This is a genomic window from Nitrosomonas sp. GH22 (genome assembly GCF_009833115.1).
Taxonomy (GTDB): Bacteria; Pseudomonadota; Gammaproteobacteria; order Burkholderiales; family Nitrosomonadaceae; genus Nitrosomonas; species Nitrosomonas eutropha.
Genome location: NZ_QRCA01000054.1, coordinates 1 through 13,703, shown reverse-complemented (window position 1 = coordinate 13,703; position 13,703 = coordinate 1). Strand labels below are relative to the sequence as shown.

Below are 13,703 nucleotides of genomic sequence, written 5' to 3'. Positions count from 1 at the left end.
TTGTGATGGCTTATAACTTCGCCAAAAGACTAAAAGCTCTCAAAGGCCTAACACCCTATGAATACATCTGCAAAATCTGGAAAAATGAGCCAGATCGTTTTATCTTTGACCCATTCCAGCACACCGTGGGACTAAACACTTAGAACCTGTTCAAGATCTCGATCAAGAGATGCAATACAAGGCAAAATTGAACGAGAAAGCAGAGCATACTTGAAGTATGTGAGCATTTTGAGTTCAATTTCAACGCCGTAATGCGCTCTTCAGTGAGATATTGAACAGGTTCCTATATCGAAAAGCTTCAAAAATCAGCTCATATCAAGATTGTATTCGCAGCATATCGAGATTTAGCCTTTGTATCAGCAGAAACTTGCTGCGCTACGTCCGCAGTCACAAAGGTGACGAAGAGATGGGCTGCTTCAGCGCTGAAGATTTTACAAAATAACGCCACGGTAACCCAAAAAATGCTCATCTTACTAATTAATATATCTGGAAGACATCAGGGCCTGCTGAGATTCACCTGGAGTTGATGACAGCGGATACCAGATAAATGGCTGATGAGAAGCTGCAGCCGGTCTTGTCGCTGCGAAAAGCAATACGCTTGAACTCTTTGCGTTTTCCAAAGAAATTTTTTATGAGATGGCGCCATTTGTATATCTCCGAATCAATGGCCAGAGGATTTTTGCGTCGACTCATCTGAGAGATCACCACGTGATAGTCTCGCTGCTGTAACGTTTGAATCAACCAGTTTTGCATCAAACGTTTTGTCTGCCAGCAAGGCGCCAGAATCTATGCCAGTGATCAGCTCCTTGACGCCTTTGATGTCATGGCGCTGACCCGGCATTGAATTTTCTGCGACGAAAATAGAGGGGAACGAATCCGTGTATTCATGAACTGGATAAATAACCTGCAATACTGGCGCTATTTCATACTTTGACTATTCCGTCCATACCTTATTCTCACTTACGCCAGTTTAAAAATTATTAAACCCATCTACGTTGTCACATCTGTTTTTAAAATTGATCAACCTTTTCGAGGTTCATATTGAAATACGATTCAGCAACTGGTTGGCCTCGAAGTTATTTATGGAAAACATTATGGCACTTTATATGACTCAACCTATGACCTCCCCCAACACGATAAAAATTACGTACTATCGAAAGCAAAGCCAACCTCATCCGAGTCACGAAGAATCAGGAGCTTTCACTGCAGCAGCCAAATCAAATTATGCAACGTTTAATCACATTCCTGAGAGCGACGTCGAAGAAGGTATCTATAAAAGCTCGCAGGGTGTTCCTACTGGGGGAAAAACTTACGAGATTTAAGGAGAGAGTTAGGTAACGGAGATACTCCAAATTACGTATGGACGTGTACCAACCATCATGATGTATTGTTACGATCACATGACAAATAAATACCTGGTATTTTAAGGAAAATAAATTATGGCAGCAATTACAAAGGCATTAATTGGCGAAGATGCGAGCGGTGCTCTGAGAGATGAATGTTCAGCTCATCTTGATTCTCTTATGGCTCTTGGACAGGCCAAGTCTCAGTACTACGCGGAAAAAATTAATACGAGTCTATTAGGTGCGGGTCAAGGGACTGATAAAACGTTCCCTATCTCATCTATACAATCCTTCATCTATCAGACAAAAGCCTACACATCAGATAACGCAAAAAACATCAGCAGTGTTGTTAATGACTCCATTAAGGGCTTTGTATCGGGAGATACTACATCAGCCGTTAATACCATGGTATCTGGCTTTGTTGATATTTTATTTGGTTCAGCAGAGGGTTCTGAAAGTGAGATTATAAGATACTGTGCGATTCTTGAAGGCGTGTCTATGATTCGCCTTGATTTTGCTGGCTGGTCGCGTTCAGTTACATCCAAGCAATTGAAAAGTAAATGCGATAAGGTAAGTGCTTTTGTACTCTACAGATCAATCGTGGATATGAAAAAGGTATCTCTGAATGATTTCATATCAGTATATCAACTCACGGTAAAGGCAGAGAATAAGGATCTTGATGCAGCTGGTGTGTTGAAAAAATGCCAAGAATTATACTATCTATTTAACCCGCAAGATAAGCCTGCAAATATGCTTAAAGCATCAATCCCTCCTTTGAGGGAGGAGACGTTTCAACCATCAATAGGACATGAATCACTAGACGTTTTCAGAAAGCAGCTAGTTACATTATAGGACACCTCGAATAACCCGAGGTTTTCAGTAAATCTTGCCGCGAAATGATGGCCGCGACCGAATTCGGTTCTAGTCTCATGACAAATCGCCGTTTTTACCCCGAATCGTCCTGGACATTGGCGATTCGGCCCATTTCGGGTATCAAAGTGCCTTGATTCCTGTCTCCCCAAAGTAGAGCAACGCTTCAGATTGTAGCAAGTCGCCACCATCGTCATCGCTGCTGTGCTGCTTGGGCGCCGGCACCAACGTGGCGTCGATGATCTGACTGCCGCGCGCGATGAAACCCCTGCTGGAGAAGCTGCGCGGAGACGCCGTCGAACAGGGGGCTATGTGATTTTATCGACAAGAGAAGAACGGGTTTCAGGACAGCGTAATTTTACCAAGTCGACCAAGAAGGGGCGAGTCGATATTTTTCGAGGCGCCCAATAATCTACATTTGTGTTTGCTACATCAGCATAAAGAACTTACAAGAAATACTATAAACGATATTTTCATTATATTTCTTTCAGTGGAAAAATAGGACAGTAACTTTTTTTACTCTCAATATTTTTTATAACTGATGTTATTTTAATAGACAACTGCACGAAATGTCAGAATTCAGTAACACTAATTATTATTATTAGATTATTCCACCGCTCGTCAGACAATTGATTTCCGCAGCTACATCTAATTATCTCATGTGTAAGTGCAGCATCTCAGGCTTATAGATGATACTTATTAAAAGTGTTGCAATCACGTAAAAATAATCTGCGCAACCGACTAAATATCCTTCTTTACGCGGCTATTCATCAATGTAATATTTTTATATTGATTTACTACATCTCTGCATTTGGCTAATTTTAGCTACTTTGAAACCTATTTAAACAACATAAAAAAGAGCTTATAAATGATTTCAAGCAACTGGATCAAAGGTGTTTTATTAGTAATAATATGTACATTCTCATTATCTTCAACAGTAATCCTCGCCGCAAAAAATCATCCAAAACCATTACCGACATATCAGTATCTCGATGTTTACAACAATTATCTGCAACCTGTAGCAACCGCAATAGATTATCACTCCGGGTTGATTTATCTCTTTAACTACGATAAAGACAAGCTGATTACCGTCGAACCAACAAGTCTCTTCGGGTGGCCAGGAAATGTTCCATTACAGCATACGCTTGTATTTCCAGAAGGTGATAAGATTTTAATCACAACTGATAACACAGCAGAACATTCTGCTTACATTGTCATACTGAAAGTAAAAGATATTAACTGGGATGCAGGAACAACTTCACTTGAAGTAGAAGCTACAATAGCTATAGATAATCCAGGAACACCAGCAGAGTTTCCGTTTGTTGAACCTGTCAACAATGTCCAAAATATCCCTCACTGGTTGGTAGGGAGGGGAACAACACAGATACATGGCCCCACAATTCTGCCTTACTCAGATTTTGTTTATCTAACTGAACTTACTTCAGATAGAGTGCGTGTCTTCAACCATAAAACAAATGAACTTGTAAGTGGCGTGGATCCTATTGTCATCCCTGATTATACGGAACAAACGCACGGCATCATGTTTAATAAATCAGGAACAATTGGTCTTGGAACTGGCTATTTCTTTGATAACAGTCTTATCGACGTCTATAAACCTAATAGACAAACAGGGGAGCTGCAAACGATAGGACAGATCAAGCTGGGTGATGAAGAACGGCACGCGGCATTTACCCACTTTGTATATTGGCTGGATGAACGATATGCTGTGACTGCTTCTATGCAGCTTGATAAGACCTCGCTTACTTCTGTTAATACTAAGCAGATTATCCCTCCCAGCGTGTGGTTACTTGATACATTAGAGGGCACCGCAAAGAAGATTATTAACCATACCAATAATGCAAATGGGGCAGGTATTTTCCGTTCTCCTTCTGATCTTGCAGTAGTCAATGGCAAACTCTATATCGCAGAAGAAGATTCACTTGATTTCACGTTTGCCAATGACGGATACATTTCTGTATTTGATCTGACTGATCGTAACAAGCCACGATTCCTGAAAAGACTTAAACCTGGCCGGGAGCTACCCAACGGATATGCAGTAGCTCACACAATCAGCCCGACACCGGATAATCGTTTTCTGATAGTCGCAAGCTGGGTTTCAGGTTATGTACTCAAAATAGATACAGAGACAGATACTGTTGTCAAAGCCTGGGGACCGAATGATGGCCTAACCAAACCGCATGGTATTTGTACTGCCGGTGGTCTTCGCTAGCTGTAGTAAAGAAAACTGATTCATCTTCTTTTATCCAAAAAATTATCAGATAAAAATTAGGATGAATCAGTTTAAAAACAAGTAATGAATGCAAAACAGTTATTAAGGATGACTAATGAAAAAAATAGATGGAATGAAATTGAGGGCCTTTCGGAATTACTATTTTCAAGTTATTACTATCTTATTCCTTACTCTTGTACAAGCTGATATCAGAGCAGCAACTATTACATTATCCCGTCCAATAACATTACAGCCAGAAACAATCATTCACCTCGAACAAGCTAGTACAACTGGTACCAGTCAGTGGAAGCTCATTGTTTTCGGATTTACTCACTGCAAAGATGTCTGTCCGATGTCACTTGTTAATTTATCCACGATGGTTAAAACAGCAATTAGTGAACAGATTGATATCAATGGAATTTTTGTCACGGTTGATCCGGATAGAGACACAGAAGCAATCTTGGCCAATTATACGAAAAGCTTTGGCACCGACATTTCCTATTTACGTTTTGAAGGAGAAGAACTGGAGCGTTTCAAAAACGCCTTTCAGGTAGAGGCTATCTTTTATACAAAGAATGTGGGTAACCAAACCCATTATCAGGTTGATCACAGTACCACAGCCTTTCTGGTCGATCCAGCAGGAAGAATTAGAGTAATTTTTGATGCTTTAAAAGATGCCAGAGATATGGCAAGAATTTTTCATGAAGACAAAAAATTATTCAAATCATGAATAGGATGATATTAGTTGCAATCCTATTCATGGTAACAAAATCTGTTTTTAGCATGACAATAGATCCTGATCCCCGAATAATTGTCTCTTTTATGGACAAAACCATTTCTCCCGAATTGGACATATTACGGGTAATGGCAGGTATTTCATCTGATAACAATCATCTCATATTCGAAGTTAAAACGAGAGGGGAGCGCTTGCAGGGAAGCAAGCGTGATTATCTACTTCTACACATTACACATGGAAAAACGTATGTACTTCTTTTACCTATCAACAAAGAAAAAGAGAATCAGGTGATAGTATATGAACGTTTATCTCAATCCAATGGCGATGATCATGCTTCCCCCATCCTGGGCAGATTCATTAGAAATTCATCCCTGATGAATTTTAATATCACACCCATTTCCCAAGGAGGAGAATTTAGTATACCGCTCGATTGGATCGATTTTAATACAAATCTCAGTTTCGACGCTTATACAGTTCAGGCAAAGGTCAAAGGAAATACTCTGGAAATTGACAAGGTATATGATTGGGCAAGAAAGGGAAGAACACATATTAATAAAGAATCACTTTCTGCTATTACATTGCTCAATAAAATCTGTACTCCCACAAGTAACAAGCAGAGGTTCTAGTTCTTACGAAAAAGAAGAATGCCAAAGAACTGATAGGAAGAAAACAGAACTGATTGACATCCTCCTTCGCCTAAAAGGCGGAGGATTCCTACGACGCTCAGGCGCAGCATTGAGCTGCTTCGGCAAATTCCTGCTGCTGGTGACCTTGTTGCATCGCCCACTTCACAGGCGAACCGGGCGTGTCCCGCCCTTAAAATATTGATCGCACCGACCACATCGGTGTTTCCCTCGAAACTGCATTCCATGCACTCAAACTGCACTTGCATCTGGCGGTTGTCCGCCGACACATGGCCACAAGCTGGGCAGGTACGAGCAATGAGATAACTGTCCGGTTTCATTAAACCACATCATGACGCCGGCGGAAGTGACTGACCGCAAAGGATGGCATTGCAAGCCCTAAAACGCTGCAAGCAGAGTCTGGGGCAGGTCAAAAGTCTGCTGTGCAATAGAGCGACTATACCGGAGAACCATTTGAGGCATGCGAGAAATTCTGGGCGAACTTGTCACGGTGCAGATTGCCAAGCGCAGTGAACTGCACACTTTAGTCCCCGCAGATAATCTTAATTAAATCTGTAGATTAAGAGCGGAGTCTGGAATCGAATGTAAAATCACGAACAATCTCAATTTCTACTTCTTTCATCGCTGGATGATTTGGGTTGATCACTATGTTTCTGGCTTCCAGGATCACCGCAGAGGGCACAATTAGACCAAGATATTTTCCTTTGCGTAAGAACGAATCACCATAAGCTGCTGCTGTTGGTGATCCTGGAAGGGTATTCCAATCATCTGGCAAAGCATCGAGTGGCGGAGTTTTATAGAAATTATTGTCATCAGGTAGAGTTATTCTGACGACCATGAGATTCAATGGAAGAATCGATCCTGTATGTACTAGCTTTTCCAGTGCTGCAATTTCCAGCGAGAGCCCTGCATAAATTGTAGGTATACCAGCGCTATTCCAACGTTGCCCTTTTATGCTAGCTCCGTATCCGGTACGGTCGAGAGCAAATTCTTTCCTGGAAATCCTCCAGGCAAATACTAAGCAACACTGCCATAAGCAATGGAAGCCAAAACTTTCCTGACTTCATCGGCGCCCATATCCGTATCAAGTAATGATAGAGGGGATTCGCCTAAAGCCAGATTAGATTCGAGCATCCAGCGTCTTGCCAGATCTGACGAATCAAAAACCTTTCCTGCTTCAGCCTCAATGAGTGCAATTCGTGCCAATCTTTCGGATTCCAAAGGACCAAGCTTTCCACCCGATTTAATCTTTCGGGTAATAGTCGCATCAGAGATGCCAATTAATTTTGAAAGCTTTGCTTGAGATATATTGTAGTAGCAACCCGCTTCAACTAAATGGACTACTTTTACTCCGCCTCGTACCATTTCAATTCTCTTTGCCGGAGACATCTTCCGGATCATCGCCCCCCATTCCTGGAAAGAATGTCCGGTTGGCTCTTTCTTTTGTTTGGCTTGCTTTAATTCAATGCCCATTATTTAATACCATCAAATGAATAAAATTTTATAATCATTTGATCATAATCTTGATAGAGATTCAAGCAAGCGGCCCTGTCGCAAATGTTCTTAACGTGCAAAGCCACCCTTATCTGCGAACACAGTCATCCGGCTAAAGCCATAAACTGCTTACAAACTACGGGCAACAGGGATCGCCTTCTTTGGCAACTGTTTGACGAGCTGGTAGCTCATTTCAGCTCCCGGGCAAATTAGACCACTACAGATTGGTAGATACTTGAGCGATGACAATCCACCATTGGGCTCATACGGAATTCTTCTTGTTACGCGCGAGCCCTGCCTGCACAGCGGTGATCGCGACAGTATTTACGATATCCTCGACCGTGGCGCCACGCGAGAGATCATTCACGGGACGGTCCAGGCCCTGCAGCACAGGGCCGACCGCAATGGCACCGGCCGAGCGTTGCACAGCCTTATAGGTATTATTGCCCGTATTCAGGTCGGGGAAGATGAAAACGGTGGCGCGACCAGCAACAGGTGATCCAGGCAGCTTCGCAGCCCCGATCACTGGGTCGCTCGCTGCATCATATTGAATCGGACCGTCGACAAGCAACGTGGGCTGGCGCTCGCGCACAAGCTGAGTGGCCCGGCGCACCAAATCGACCTCGGCGCCGCTGCCCGACCCACCCGTCGAGTACGAGAGCATCGCAATGCGAGGCTCGACCCCGAACTGGGCGGCTGTCTCGGCCGATGAGATCGCAATGTCGGCGAGCTGCTCGGCGTTCGGGTTGGGATTCACCGCGCAGTCACCATAAACGAGCACCCGATCCTCAAGCAACATGAAGAAGACGCTTGACACAACTGAGACGCCAGGGCGCGCGCGGATGATCTCGAAGCTCGGCTTGATTGTGTGAGCGGTGGTGTGCGCGACACCCGAGACCATACCGTCGGCGAGGCCAAAGTGCACCATCATCGTGCCAAAGTAGCTGACATCGGTGACCCGGTGACGGGCCTCCTCAATCTTGACGCCCTTATGCGCGCGCAACCGCGTGTACTCTTCGGCGAACTGCTCGCATAACGGCGACTCTGCTGGATCAATGACATCGGCACGATCGAGGTCAAGCCCCAACTCGGCTGCACGCTGCCTTACCGAAGCGGGCTGGCCAAGAATAGTGAGTCGCACCACACCGCGCAAAAGTAGCGTGCTCGCAGCACGCAGGATCCGGTCGTCACTGCCCTCCGGCAGCACAATATGCGACTGAAATGTCGCTGCTCGCTCGAACAACTCGTACGCAAACATGAGTGGGGTGACGACGCCACCAGTGTACACCCTCAGCCGCGAGCGCAGGTCAAACACATCGACGTGCTCCCGGAACAGAGCAAGGACTGTATCGATTTTGCGACGCGAGTCGGGCGTCAGAACACCGCGGGCGCGGACAATGCGTTGCGCCGTGTCGAACGTGCCAAGGGAAGTGCGAATGATGGGCAACCGCGAATCAATGCCATCGAGCAATCGCTCGATATCGGGTGAGAGCGCGAAGTCGCCATTGAGCACCACCGCCGCAAGGGTTGGAAAAGTTACAGCCTCGTGCGCCATTACAACAGCAAGCAGAGTCTCGGCCCGGTCGGCGGCAACCACAATGGCTGCACCTTCGATGAGTCGCGGCAGCACGTGCTCCATCGCCATACCAGCAATAACGAGGCCGGGTACTTCACGACTCAGCAGTTCCTCGCTACCGCGTACCAAAGTTCCCTCGACCGCCTCAAGCACTGACGCAACCGTTGGAGCCACAAGCAACACCTCCTCCGGAATCGCCCAGACCGGGGTCATTGGCGGCAACACAACGGCGACCGCGCTGCGAATGTGATCGAGCGCGTCAGGATCCGCCCGATTGACCAGGGTGGCAAGCAGTGAGACGTGTGCAGCCTGGAGCTGCTGCAGACTCAGTTGAGCAAGCTGCGCGAGCTCTGCGGCAGTCCGCGCCGCAGACTGACCGAGGATCTCGGGGCCGCTCTGGGACGAGCGCCCGCCCAGCACGAGCAGCACCGGTGAGTCGAGGTGCGCTGCAACCCGCGCGTTGAAGGCAAGCTCGCTCGGCGCTGCAACGTCGCTGAAGTCAGATCCCACAATAATGACCGCATCACATTGCGCTTCGAGCGCTTTGAATCGAGCCACGATTTGCACCATGGCAGCATCCGGGTCGTGCGCGGCGTCTTCATAGGTCACGCCAACGCATACCTCATAGGGGATCATGCCGCCCGCGCGCTCGCGCAACAGCTCAAGCACACGATCTCGTTGGCTGCCGGAGCGAATAAGCGGCCGAAAGATACCCACAGAAGGGATATCCGCGAGAAGAGCATCGAGTAGTCCAAGTGCTACGGCACTCTTACCGGTGCGCCCCTCGGCAGACGTCAGGTACAAACTCTTGGCCACGACGCTAGTTTAGTGATGGGCGAGCATTTCTCCCGCTACGGCTGCGTGACCTTTGCCATTCCTGCCGTATGGCCATGCACGGGGATGCTTTGACTGATCCTATGGCATTGCATTCGATACATGGAATCTGCATCAGTCCGCCGATCGGATCGCACAGGTACAAGACGGACAAATGCCCCGCCTCCATAACATCTGCCGCCATTCAAATACCATTGCGCCCTTTGATAATTATTAATAAACCAAGATATATCATTCCGGGCCGTGGCCTGAGTACAGCCAAGCTCGGCTATGAATAGAATAACTTATGCAGTTCCCAAACGCGCCTATTCACCGATTTTTCACTCCTGCGCTGGCTCCATCGTGACACTATAGCTGCCATGACGTGCGGCACCGTTGAGTTTGGCACGCAGATAGAGTGCAGCCTGAGTACTTGCGGCATTACCTGCATTGCCTTTCCAGGCCTGTAAGGCAGGCTGCTGCAATGCACGGCCGTACGAGAAACTCAGGTCCCAGGGTTGCGGTGCCAGACAATTCATGGCATTGAGATTGGCAGTCGCCTCCTCCGGAGTCAGCCCACCAGACAGAAAATTGATGCTGGGGACAGCCGCCGGCACGGTGCGCCGCAGTACCCTGATCGTCTGCTCAGCCACCTCCTCCGGGCTGGCCTTCTGGGCGTGCGTTTTACCCGGGATTACCATGTTGGGCTTCAGCAGCATATGCTCCAAAATTACGTGATAGCAGTGTAATGCATGAAATACTTCATGCAGCACCGCTTCAGTGACTTCAGCGCATCGGTCGATGCTGTGATCGCCATCGATGAGCACTTCGGGTTCAACGATGGGCACAATGCCCAGCGTCTGGCAGATAGAGGCATACCGCGCCAAGACCTCGGCATTGGCCTCGATGGCCAACCGGCTCGGGGTGGTTGCGGAGATGTGGTACACATCACGCCATTTGGCGAATCGTGCGCCCTGCTGCTTGTAGCTCTCCAAACGCAGTGCCAGACCATCCAGACCTTCGGTGATTTCATCCCCAGGCGCATTGGCCAACGCGAGTTTACCCTTATCGACCTTGATGCCCGGCACAATGCCTTGTTGCGCGGCGAGCGCCGGCAACGGAGTACCGTCATCCGCTTTTTGCCCGAGGGTTTCCTCAAACAAGATAACACCGCTGACAAATTCACCGAGACCCGGTGTTGCCAATAACATGCTGCGGTAACTGCGGCGATTTTCCTCGGTTGATTCCACCCCGATTGGTTTGAAGCGTTTCGCGATCGTCGGGCTGCTTTCATCCATGGCCAGGATACCTTTGCCCTGCTGTACTAACGCCTCGACGGTTGCCTGCAACTGATTTTGAATATTCATGAGCATCCTCTTTGCGGCTTAAACATCAAACCGGATCTTTGGTGGGAACTACTTTAAGAGCCCGGACGGGTGAGAGACACAAGAAAAGTAAATTCTCTTTTCCATGAACTTTCAATTTATTGAAAGCCAGCTCCGTTGTCAACTGCTATGATAATTGATCGAAAGATGACGCTACCCCAGTCTGTTTAGCACAAAAAATAAAGCTTTTGACGTCTTTTGGCGCTTCAGTCGCAGAACACCCAGGGGTAAAGGTCAACCCAGAGATGAAAGGAATGCGTGCACTGTAGCCGCCCCCTCCGGGATCACTAACATTCCCGCAATACTCATGATTATCACGCCCCAGCGCTACCACCTGCCCCAGCACAGCCAAGCTACGCTGCAACTCCCAGCCCACCTGACCGGATTGGCCTAATAGCAAGATCTTCATGTGTACTCTTTTTATTTTTACCTTCGCAAAAGACTGGAAGCCCAAAGCCCTTAAAAAGTTGAGAAAATCAAAACAACTGCTATGCGCCAGAAGATATTTACAGAGATTCAAGCATTGGCTGATTTTCCAAACTGCCAAGGGGTGAAGAAACTTACTCATCACGAATACAGCTATCGGCTGAGGGTAGGTAACTACCGGGTGTTCTTCGAGTTCAACGGCAGCATTCATGTTATTGATATTGAAGAGGTGAAAAAACGCAATGAGCGCACTTATTAACTACCAGACCATTCTGGATAGCAGTGGAAAGCCGGCTTTTGTGGTCGTGCCTTATGATGAATTTATTAAGCTGCCTGGTGTAGTAAGACCAGGCATGATCCCCAATGAAGTTGTTGGAAAACACATCATGAATGAGATCCATGCTGCAAGCCTGGCGTGAATACCTGATGCTGACCCAGGAAGAAATGGCCAAACGCATGGGCATCACGCAAGCAGGTTACGCACAGATCGAAGCTGCCAAGCGTCCGCGCAAGGCAGCGCTTGAAAAGGCTGCGACGGCGATGGGTATCACTCTCGAACAATTGGCGTACTAAAATTTGAGGAAAAAATGGTGAAAATGGGAGGAAATGGGGGTAGACCACGGCTCTCGGAATATTCGGCAAGGTCAAACATGGACGGCGAAGTCGCCAGGGTGACGGGCAGAATTATCGCCGCTCACTTGACCACAGAACATGTCTGGCGCGATTTGTCGCAGCCATGATTGGAAGAAACGGACGTGATCGACTATTGCAAACGAAGAACAGGTTTCAAAACCGGCGACTCACGTCGCCATGGATTTCTTCACTCGCTTGACCCCGGACGGCTAATGGGTAGTCTCTATTTTCCATGCTGTTATATGTTTACATTGTAAATACAAATGATAAAATATTTACAATGAACATTTATTACGAGCTGAATGGCGATTTGTTCATTTGGAACGCAGACAAGGCAGAAAAAAACCTGCACAAGCATGGCGTCCGTTTCGAGGAAGCTGCTACGGTTTTCTCCGATCCATTGTTTATATTGACTGATGCTTCCCGTAACGATGAAGCACGCGATGCCGCTATTGGTTTTGATGTGACCGGCCGCTTGCTCTATGTGGTTCATATTGAGATTGAAGAATCTTGTATCCGTATTATTTCCGCCCGCCGCGCTGAACCCGAGGAGGAACTCAACTATGCTCTCTGAACGCTTAAAAAAACGCCTGCAAAAGGATCGCCCAATGACATCGATCACATTGCGCATCCCGATTGATGTCGTGGAATCCCTAAAGGAAATTGCTCCGCATAAAGGTTTTTCCGGATACCAGACATTACTGAAGTCATACATTAGTGAAGGATTACGTAAAGACGAAGAACGGTATTCCGGCATATCAGTAGTACGACTGATCGAAGCGTTAAAAAAACGCGGCGTATCTGATGCTGTAATCGAAGAAGCCACGCGGGATCTGATAGACTAATTATTTTCACGAGAATGGGGACACAAACCACGGTTTTCATGGAATATTCGGCAAGGTCAAACACGGGCGGCGCGACATGCGACATAACTGCTTTGTCAGGATAAAGCTGTAGCCCATCAGAAACCGTGTAGAGTATAGAGGACAGGTGCATATAGTATTTGGTTTTGCATTACCGTCCGCCATTTTCATCTGGCGGAGTCTCCCGTGCTGCACGATATATTCTCCACAACATGCCACCCCCACCACCCCGGGAGTCGTTGACACCACTTCCGTTATTCCAGCGACAACCACCGGCCCTTCCCTTGAATCGTCCCGGGTTTTGAGGAGGCTGTTTGGTTAAAGTCAAGCCACCGGAATGGCTTCCTTGGCGAATTGCCTATAGTAGTTTACCTCAGCTTCTGCGGGAGGGATGTAACCGATTGGTTCCAGCAGCCGCTGGTTGTTGAACCAGGCTACCCATTCCAGCGTTGCCAGCTCCACGGCCTCCCTGGTTTTCCAGGGGGCACGCTTGTGAATCAATTCTGTTTTGTACAGCCCATTGATGGTTTCTGCCAGCGCGTTGTCGTAGCTGTCGCCCTTGCTGCCGACCGAGGGTTTTATTCCGGCTTCGGCGAGTCGCTCGGTATAGCGAATGGAGACATATTGCGAGCTTCTGTCGCTATGGTGTACCCTGTCTTTTATACACATCTGACGCTGCGCACGCATCCC

General features: G+C 47.2%; 19 protein-coding genes and 4 pseudogenes. 12 read left to right on the top strand and 11 right to left on the bottom strand.

Annotated elements, in window-relative coordinates:
- A pseudogene (locus ABF86_RS11920) lies at window positions 1–143 on the top strand (IS481 family transposase); the annotation flags it as partial.
- Between the two features lie 370 nt (window positions 144–513).
- Here ABF86_RS11920 and ABF86_RS12985 read toward each other — a convergent pair.
- Window positions 514–663, bottom strand: a pseudogene (locus ABF86_RS12985) (IS5/IS1182 family transposase); the annotation flags it as partial.
- Window positions 662–841, bottom strand: a complete 180-nt coding sequence (locus ABF86_RS11915; RefSeq protein WP_082211265.1) for a hypothetical protein — start codon at window positions 839–841, stop codon at window positions 662–664. The pseudogene ABF86_RS12985 and the gene ABF86_RS11915, both read right to left, overlap by 2 nt.
- Before the next feature lie 241 nt (window positions 842–1,082).
- Between ABF86_RS11915 and ABF86_RS11910 the strand changes: the two genes are divergently transcribed.
- Window positions 1,083–1,322, top strand: a complete 240-nt coding sequence (locus ABF86_RS11910; protein ID WP_204987609.1) for a hypothetical protein — start codon at window positions 1,083–1,085, stop codon at window positions 1,320–1,322.
- A gap of 117 nt (window positions 1,323–1,439) precedes the next feature.
- Window positions 1,440–2,195, top strand: a complete 756-nt coding sequence (locus tag ABF86_RS11905) for a hypothetical protein (RefSeq protein WP_011635010.1) — start codon at window positions 1,440–1,442, stop codon at window positions 2,193–2,195.
- 216 nt (window positions 2,196–2,411) lie between these two features.
- Here ABF86_RS11905 and ABF86_RS11900 read toward each other — a convergent pair.
- Window positions 2,412–2,517: pseudogene (locus tag ABF86_RS11900) on the bottom strand (IS5/IS1182 family transposase); the annotation flags it as partial.
- A 564-nt stretch (window positions 2,518–3,081) separates the two neighbouring features.
- Between ABF86_RS11900 and ABF86_RS11895 the strand changes: the two are divergent.
- The 3 genes from ABF86_RS11895 to ABF86_RS11885 all read left to right on the top strand — a co-directional run bounded on the left by ABF86_RS11895 (window position 3,082) and on the right by ABF86_RS11885 (window position 5,805).
- Window positions 3,082–4,443 carry a hypothetical protein gene (locus tag ABF86_RS11895; RefSeq protein WP_011635011.1) on the top strand — a complete coding sequence of 454 codons (1,362 nt, stop codon included), beginning with the start codon at window positions 3,082–3,084 and terminating at the stop codon, window positions 4,441–4,443.
- 115 nt (window positions 4,444–4,558) lie between these two features.
- Window positions 4,559–5,173 (top strand): SCO family protein, encoded by a 615-nt coding sequence (locus tag ABF86_RS11890; protein WP_011635012.1) that lies wholly within the window; start codon window positions 4,559–4,561, stop codon window positions 5,171–5,173.
- 53 nt (window positions 5,174–5,226) lie between these two features.
- On the top strand, window positions 5,227–5,805 hold the full coding sequence (locus tag ABF86_RS11885; protein WP_240142332.1) for a DUF1292 domain-containing protein: 579 nt from the start codon (window positions 5,227–5,229) through the stop codon (window positions 5,803–5,805).
- Here ABF86_RS11885 and ABF86_RS12640 read toward each other — a convergent pair.
- Entirely contained in the window at window positions 5,802–6,143 is a 342-nt protein-coding gene (locus tag ABF86_RS12640) for a zinc ribbon domain-containing protein (RefSeq protein WP_041353554.1), read from the bottom strand. The genes ABF86_RS11885 and ABF86_RS12640 overlap by 4 nt on opposite strands.
- 14 nt (window positions 6,144–6,157) lie before the next feature.
- Here ABF86_RS12640 and ABF86_RS12465 point away from each other — a divergent pair.
- A pseudogene (locus ABF86_RS12465) lies at window positions 6,158–6,346 on the top strand (IS5/IS1182 family transposase); the annotation flags it as partial.
- A 36-nt stretch (window positions 6,347–6,382) separates the two neighbouring features.
- Here the strand turns inward: ABF86_RS12465 and ABF86_RS11875 are convergent.
- The 5 genes from ABF86_RS11875 to ABF86_RS12980 form a co-directional block, all read right to left on the bottom strand.
- Complete coding sequence (locus ABF86_RS11875) at window positions 6,383–6,826, bottom strand: RES family NAD+ phosphorylase (RefSeq protein ID WP_041353555.1); 444 nt, start codon at window positions 6,824–6,826, stop codon at window positions 6,383–6,385.
- A gap of 14 nt (window positions 6,827–6,840) precedes the next feature.
- A complete protein-coding gene (locus ABF86_RS11870) occupies window positions 6,841–7,296 on the bottom strand; it encodes an antitoxin Xre/MbcA/ParS toxin-binding domain-containing protein (RefSeq protein ID WP_041353556.1) in 456 nt (151 codons plus the stop codon).
- Between the two features lie 283 nt (window positions 7,297–7,579).
- Window positions 7,580–9,709: a phosphate acetyltransferase gene (gene pta, locus ABF86_RS11865; protein ID WP_074685634.1), complete on the bottom strand. Its 2,130-nt coding sequence runs from the start codon at window positions 9,707–9,709 to the stop codon at window positions 7,580–7,582.
- 338 nt (window positions 9,710–10,047) lie between these two features.
- A complete protein-coding gene (locus ABF86_RS11855; protein ID WP_011635017.1) occupies window positions 10,048–11,073 on the bottom strand; it encodes a class I fructose-bisphosphate aldolase in 1,026 nt (341 codons plus the stop codon).
- Between the two features lie 145 nt (window positions 11,074–11,218).
- Entirely contained in the window at window positions 11,219–11,500 is a 282-nt protein-coding gene (locus ABF86_RS12980; protein WP_011635018.1) for a sugar nucleotide-binding protein, read from the bottom strand.
- An 81-nt stretch (window positions 11,501–11,581) separates the two neighbouring features.
- Here ABF86_RS12980 and ABF86_RS11845 point away from each other — a divergent pair, with 81 nt between their 5' ends.
- The 5 genes from ABF86_RS11845 (at window position 11,582) to ABF86_RS11830 (ending at window position 12,995) form a co-directional block, all read left to right on the top strand.
- Window positions 11,582–11,776, top strand: coding sequence for a type II toxin-antitoxin system RelE/ParE family toxin (locus ABF86_RS11845; RefSeq protein WP_041353558.1), 195 nt, complete (start codon window positions 11,582–11,584; stop codon window positions 11,774–11,776).
- Window positions 11,760–11,936: a hypothetical protein gene (locus ABF86_RS12975; RefSeq protein ID WP_240142331.1), complete on the top strand. Its 177-nt coding sequence runs from the start codon at window positions 11,760–11,762 to the stop codon at window positions 11,934–11,936. The genes ABF86_RS11845 and ABF86_RS12975 overlap by 17 nt, the downstream gene beginning before the upstream one ends.
- Window positions 11,908–12,090, top strand: a complete 183-nt coding sequence (locus ABF86_RS12970; RefSeq protein ID WP_011635019.1) for a helix-turn-helix transcriptional regulator — start codon at window positions 11,908–11,910, stop codon at window positions 12,088–12,090. Before ABF86_RS12975 ends, ABF86_RS12970 begins: the two co-directional genes overlap by 29 nt.
- Before the next feature lie 340 nt (window positions 12,091–12,430).
- The gene (locus tag ABF86_RS11835; protein WP_041353831.1) at window positions 12,431–12,724 is read left to right on the top strand and encodes a BrnT family toxin; all 294 of its coding nucleotides are present in this window, start codon (window positions 12,431–12,433) and stop codon (window positions 12,722–12,724) included.
- 34 nt (window positions 12,725–12,758) lie between these two features.
- Window positions 12,759–12,995, top strand: a complete 237-nt coding sequence (locus ABF86_RS11830) for a hypothetical protein (protein ID WP_204987608.1) — start codon at window positions 12,759–12,761, stop codon at window positions 12,993–12,995.
- A 169-nt stretch (window positions 12,996–13,164) separates the two neighbouring features.
- Here the strand turns inward: ABF86_RS11830 and ABF86_RS11825 are convergent, their stop codons facing one another.
- On the bottom strand, window positions 13,165–13,341 hold the full coding sequence (locus ABF86_RS11825) for a hypothetical protein (protein WP_160803637.1): 177 nt from the start codon (window positions 13,339–13,341) through the stop codon (window positions 13,165–13,167).
- Window positions 13,338–13,703: integrase core domain-containing protein (locus ABF86_RS11820; RefSeq protein ID WP_160803636.1), on the bottom strand; the 366-nt coding region annotated here is incomplete at its 5' end. The genes ABF86_RS11825 and ABF86_RS11820, both read right to left, overlap by 4 nt.

Excerpts from the sequence above, each read along its gene's own strand:
- ABF86_RS11915 (WP_082211265.1), bottom strand. The coding sequence starts at position 841 with ATGCCGGGTCAGCGCCATGACATCAAAGGCGTCAAGGAGCTGATCACT.
- ABF86_RS11910 (WP_204987609.1), top strand. The coding sequence starts at position 1,083 with ATGGAAAACATTATGGCACTTTATATGACTCAACCTATGACCTCCCCC.
- ABF86_RS11905 (WP_011635010.1), top strand. The coding sequence starts at position 1,440 with ATGGCAGCAATTACAAAGGCATTAATTGGCGAAGATGCGAGCGGTGCT.
- ABF86_RS11895 (WP_011635011.1), top strand. The coding sequence starts at position 3,082 with ATGATTTCAAGCAACTGGATCAAAGGTGTTTTATTAGTAATAATATGT.
- ABF86_RS11890 (WP_011635012.1), top strand. The coding sequence starts at position 4,559 with ATGAAAAAAATAGATGGAATGAAATTGAGGGCCTTTCGGAATTACTAT.
- ABF86_RS11885 (WP_240142332.1), top strand. The coding sequence starts at position 5,227 with ATGACAATAGATCCTGATCCCCGAATAATTGTCTCTTTTATGGACAAA.
- ABF86_RS12640 (WP_041353554.1), bottom strand. The coding sequence starts at position 6,143 with ATGAAACCGGACAGTTATCTCATTGCTCGTACCTGCCCAGCTTGTGGC.
- ABF86_RS11870 (WP_041353556.1), bottom strand. The coding sequence starts at position 7,296 with ATGGGCATTGAATTAAAGCAAGCCAAACAAAAGAAAGAGCCAACCGGA.
- ABF86_RS11855 (WP_011635017.1), bottom strand. The coding sequence starts at position 11,073 with ATGAATATTCAAAATCAGTTGCAGGCAACCGTCGAGGCGTTAGTACAG.
- ABF86_RS12980 (WP_011635018.1), bottom strand. The coding sequence starts at position 11,500 with ATGAAGATCTTGCTATTAGGCCAATCCGGTCAGGTGGGCTGGGAGTTG.
- ABF86_RS11845 (WP_041353558.1), top strand. The coding sequence starts at position 11,582 with ATGCGCCAGAAGATATTTACAGAGATTCAAGCATTGGCTGATTTTCCA.
- ABF86_RS12975 (WP_240142331.1), top strand. The coding sequence starts at position 11,760 with ATGAGCGCACTTATTAACTACCAGACCATTCTGGATAGCAGTGGAAAG.
- ABF86_RS12970 (WP_011635019.1), top strand. The coding sequence starts at position 11,908 with ATGAGATCCATGCTGCAAGCCTGGCGTGAATACCTGATGCTGACCCAG.
- ABF86_RS11835 (WP_041353831.1), top strand. The coding sequence starts at position 12,431 with ATGAACATTTATTACGAGCTGAATGGCGATTTGTTCATTTGGAACGCA.
- ABF86_RS11830 (WP_204987608.1), top strand. The coding sequence starts at position 12,759 with ATGACATCGATCACATTGCGCATCCCGATTGATGTCGTGGAATCCCTA.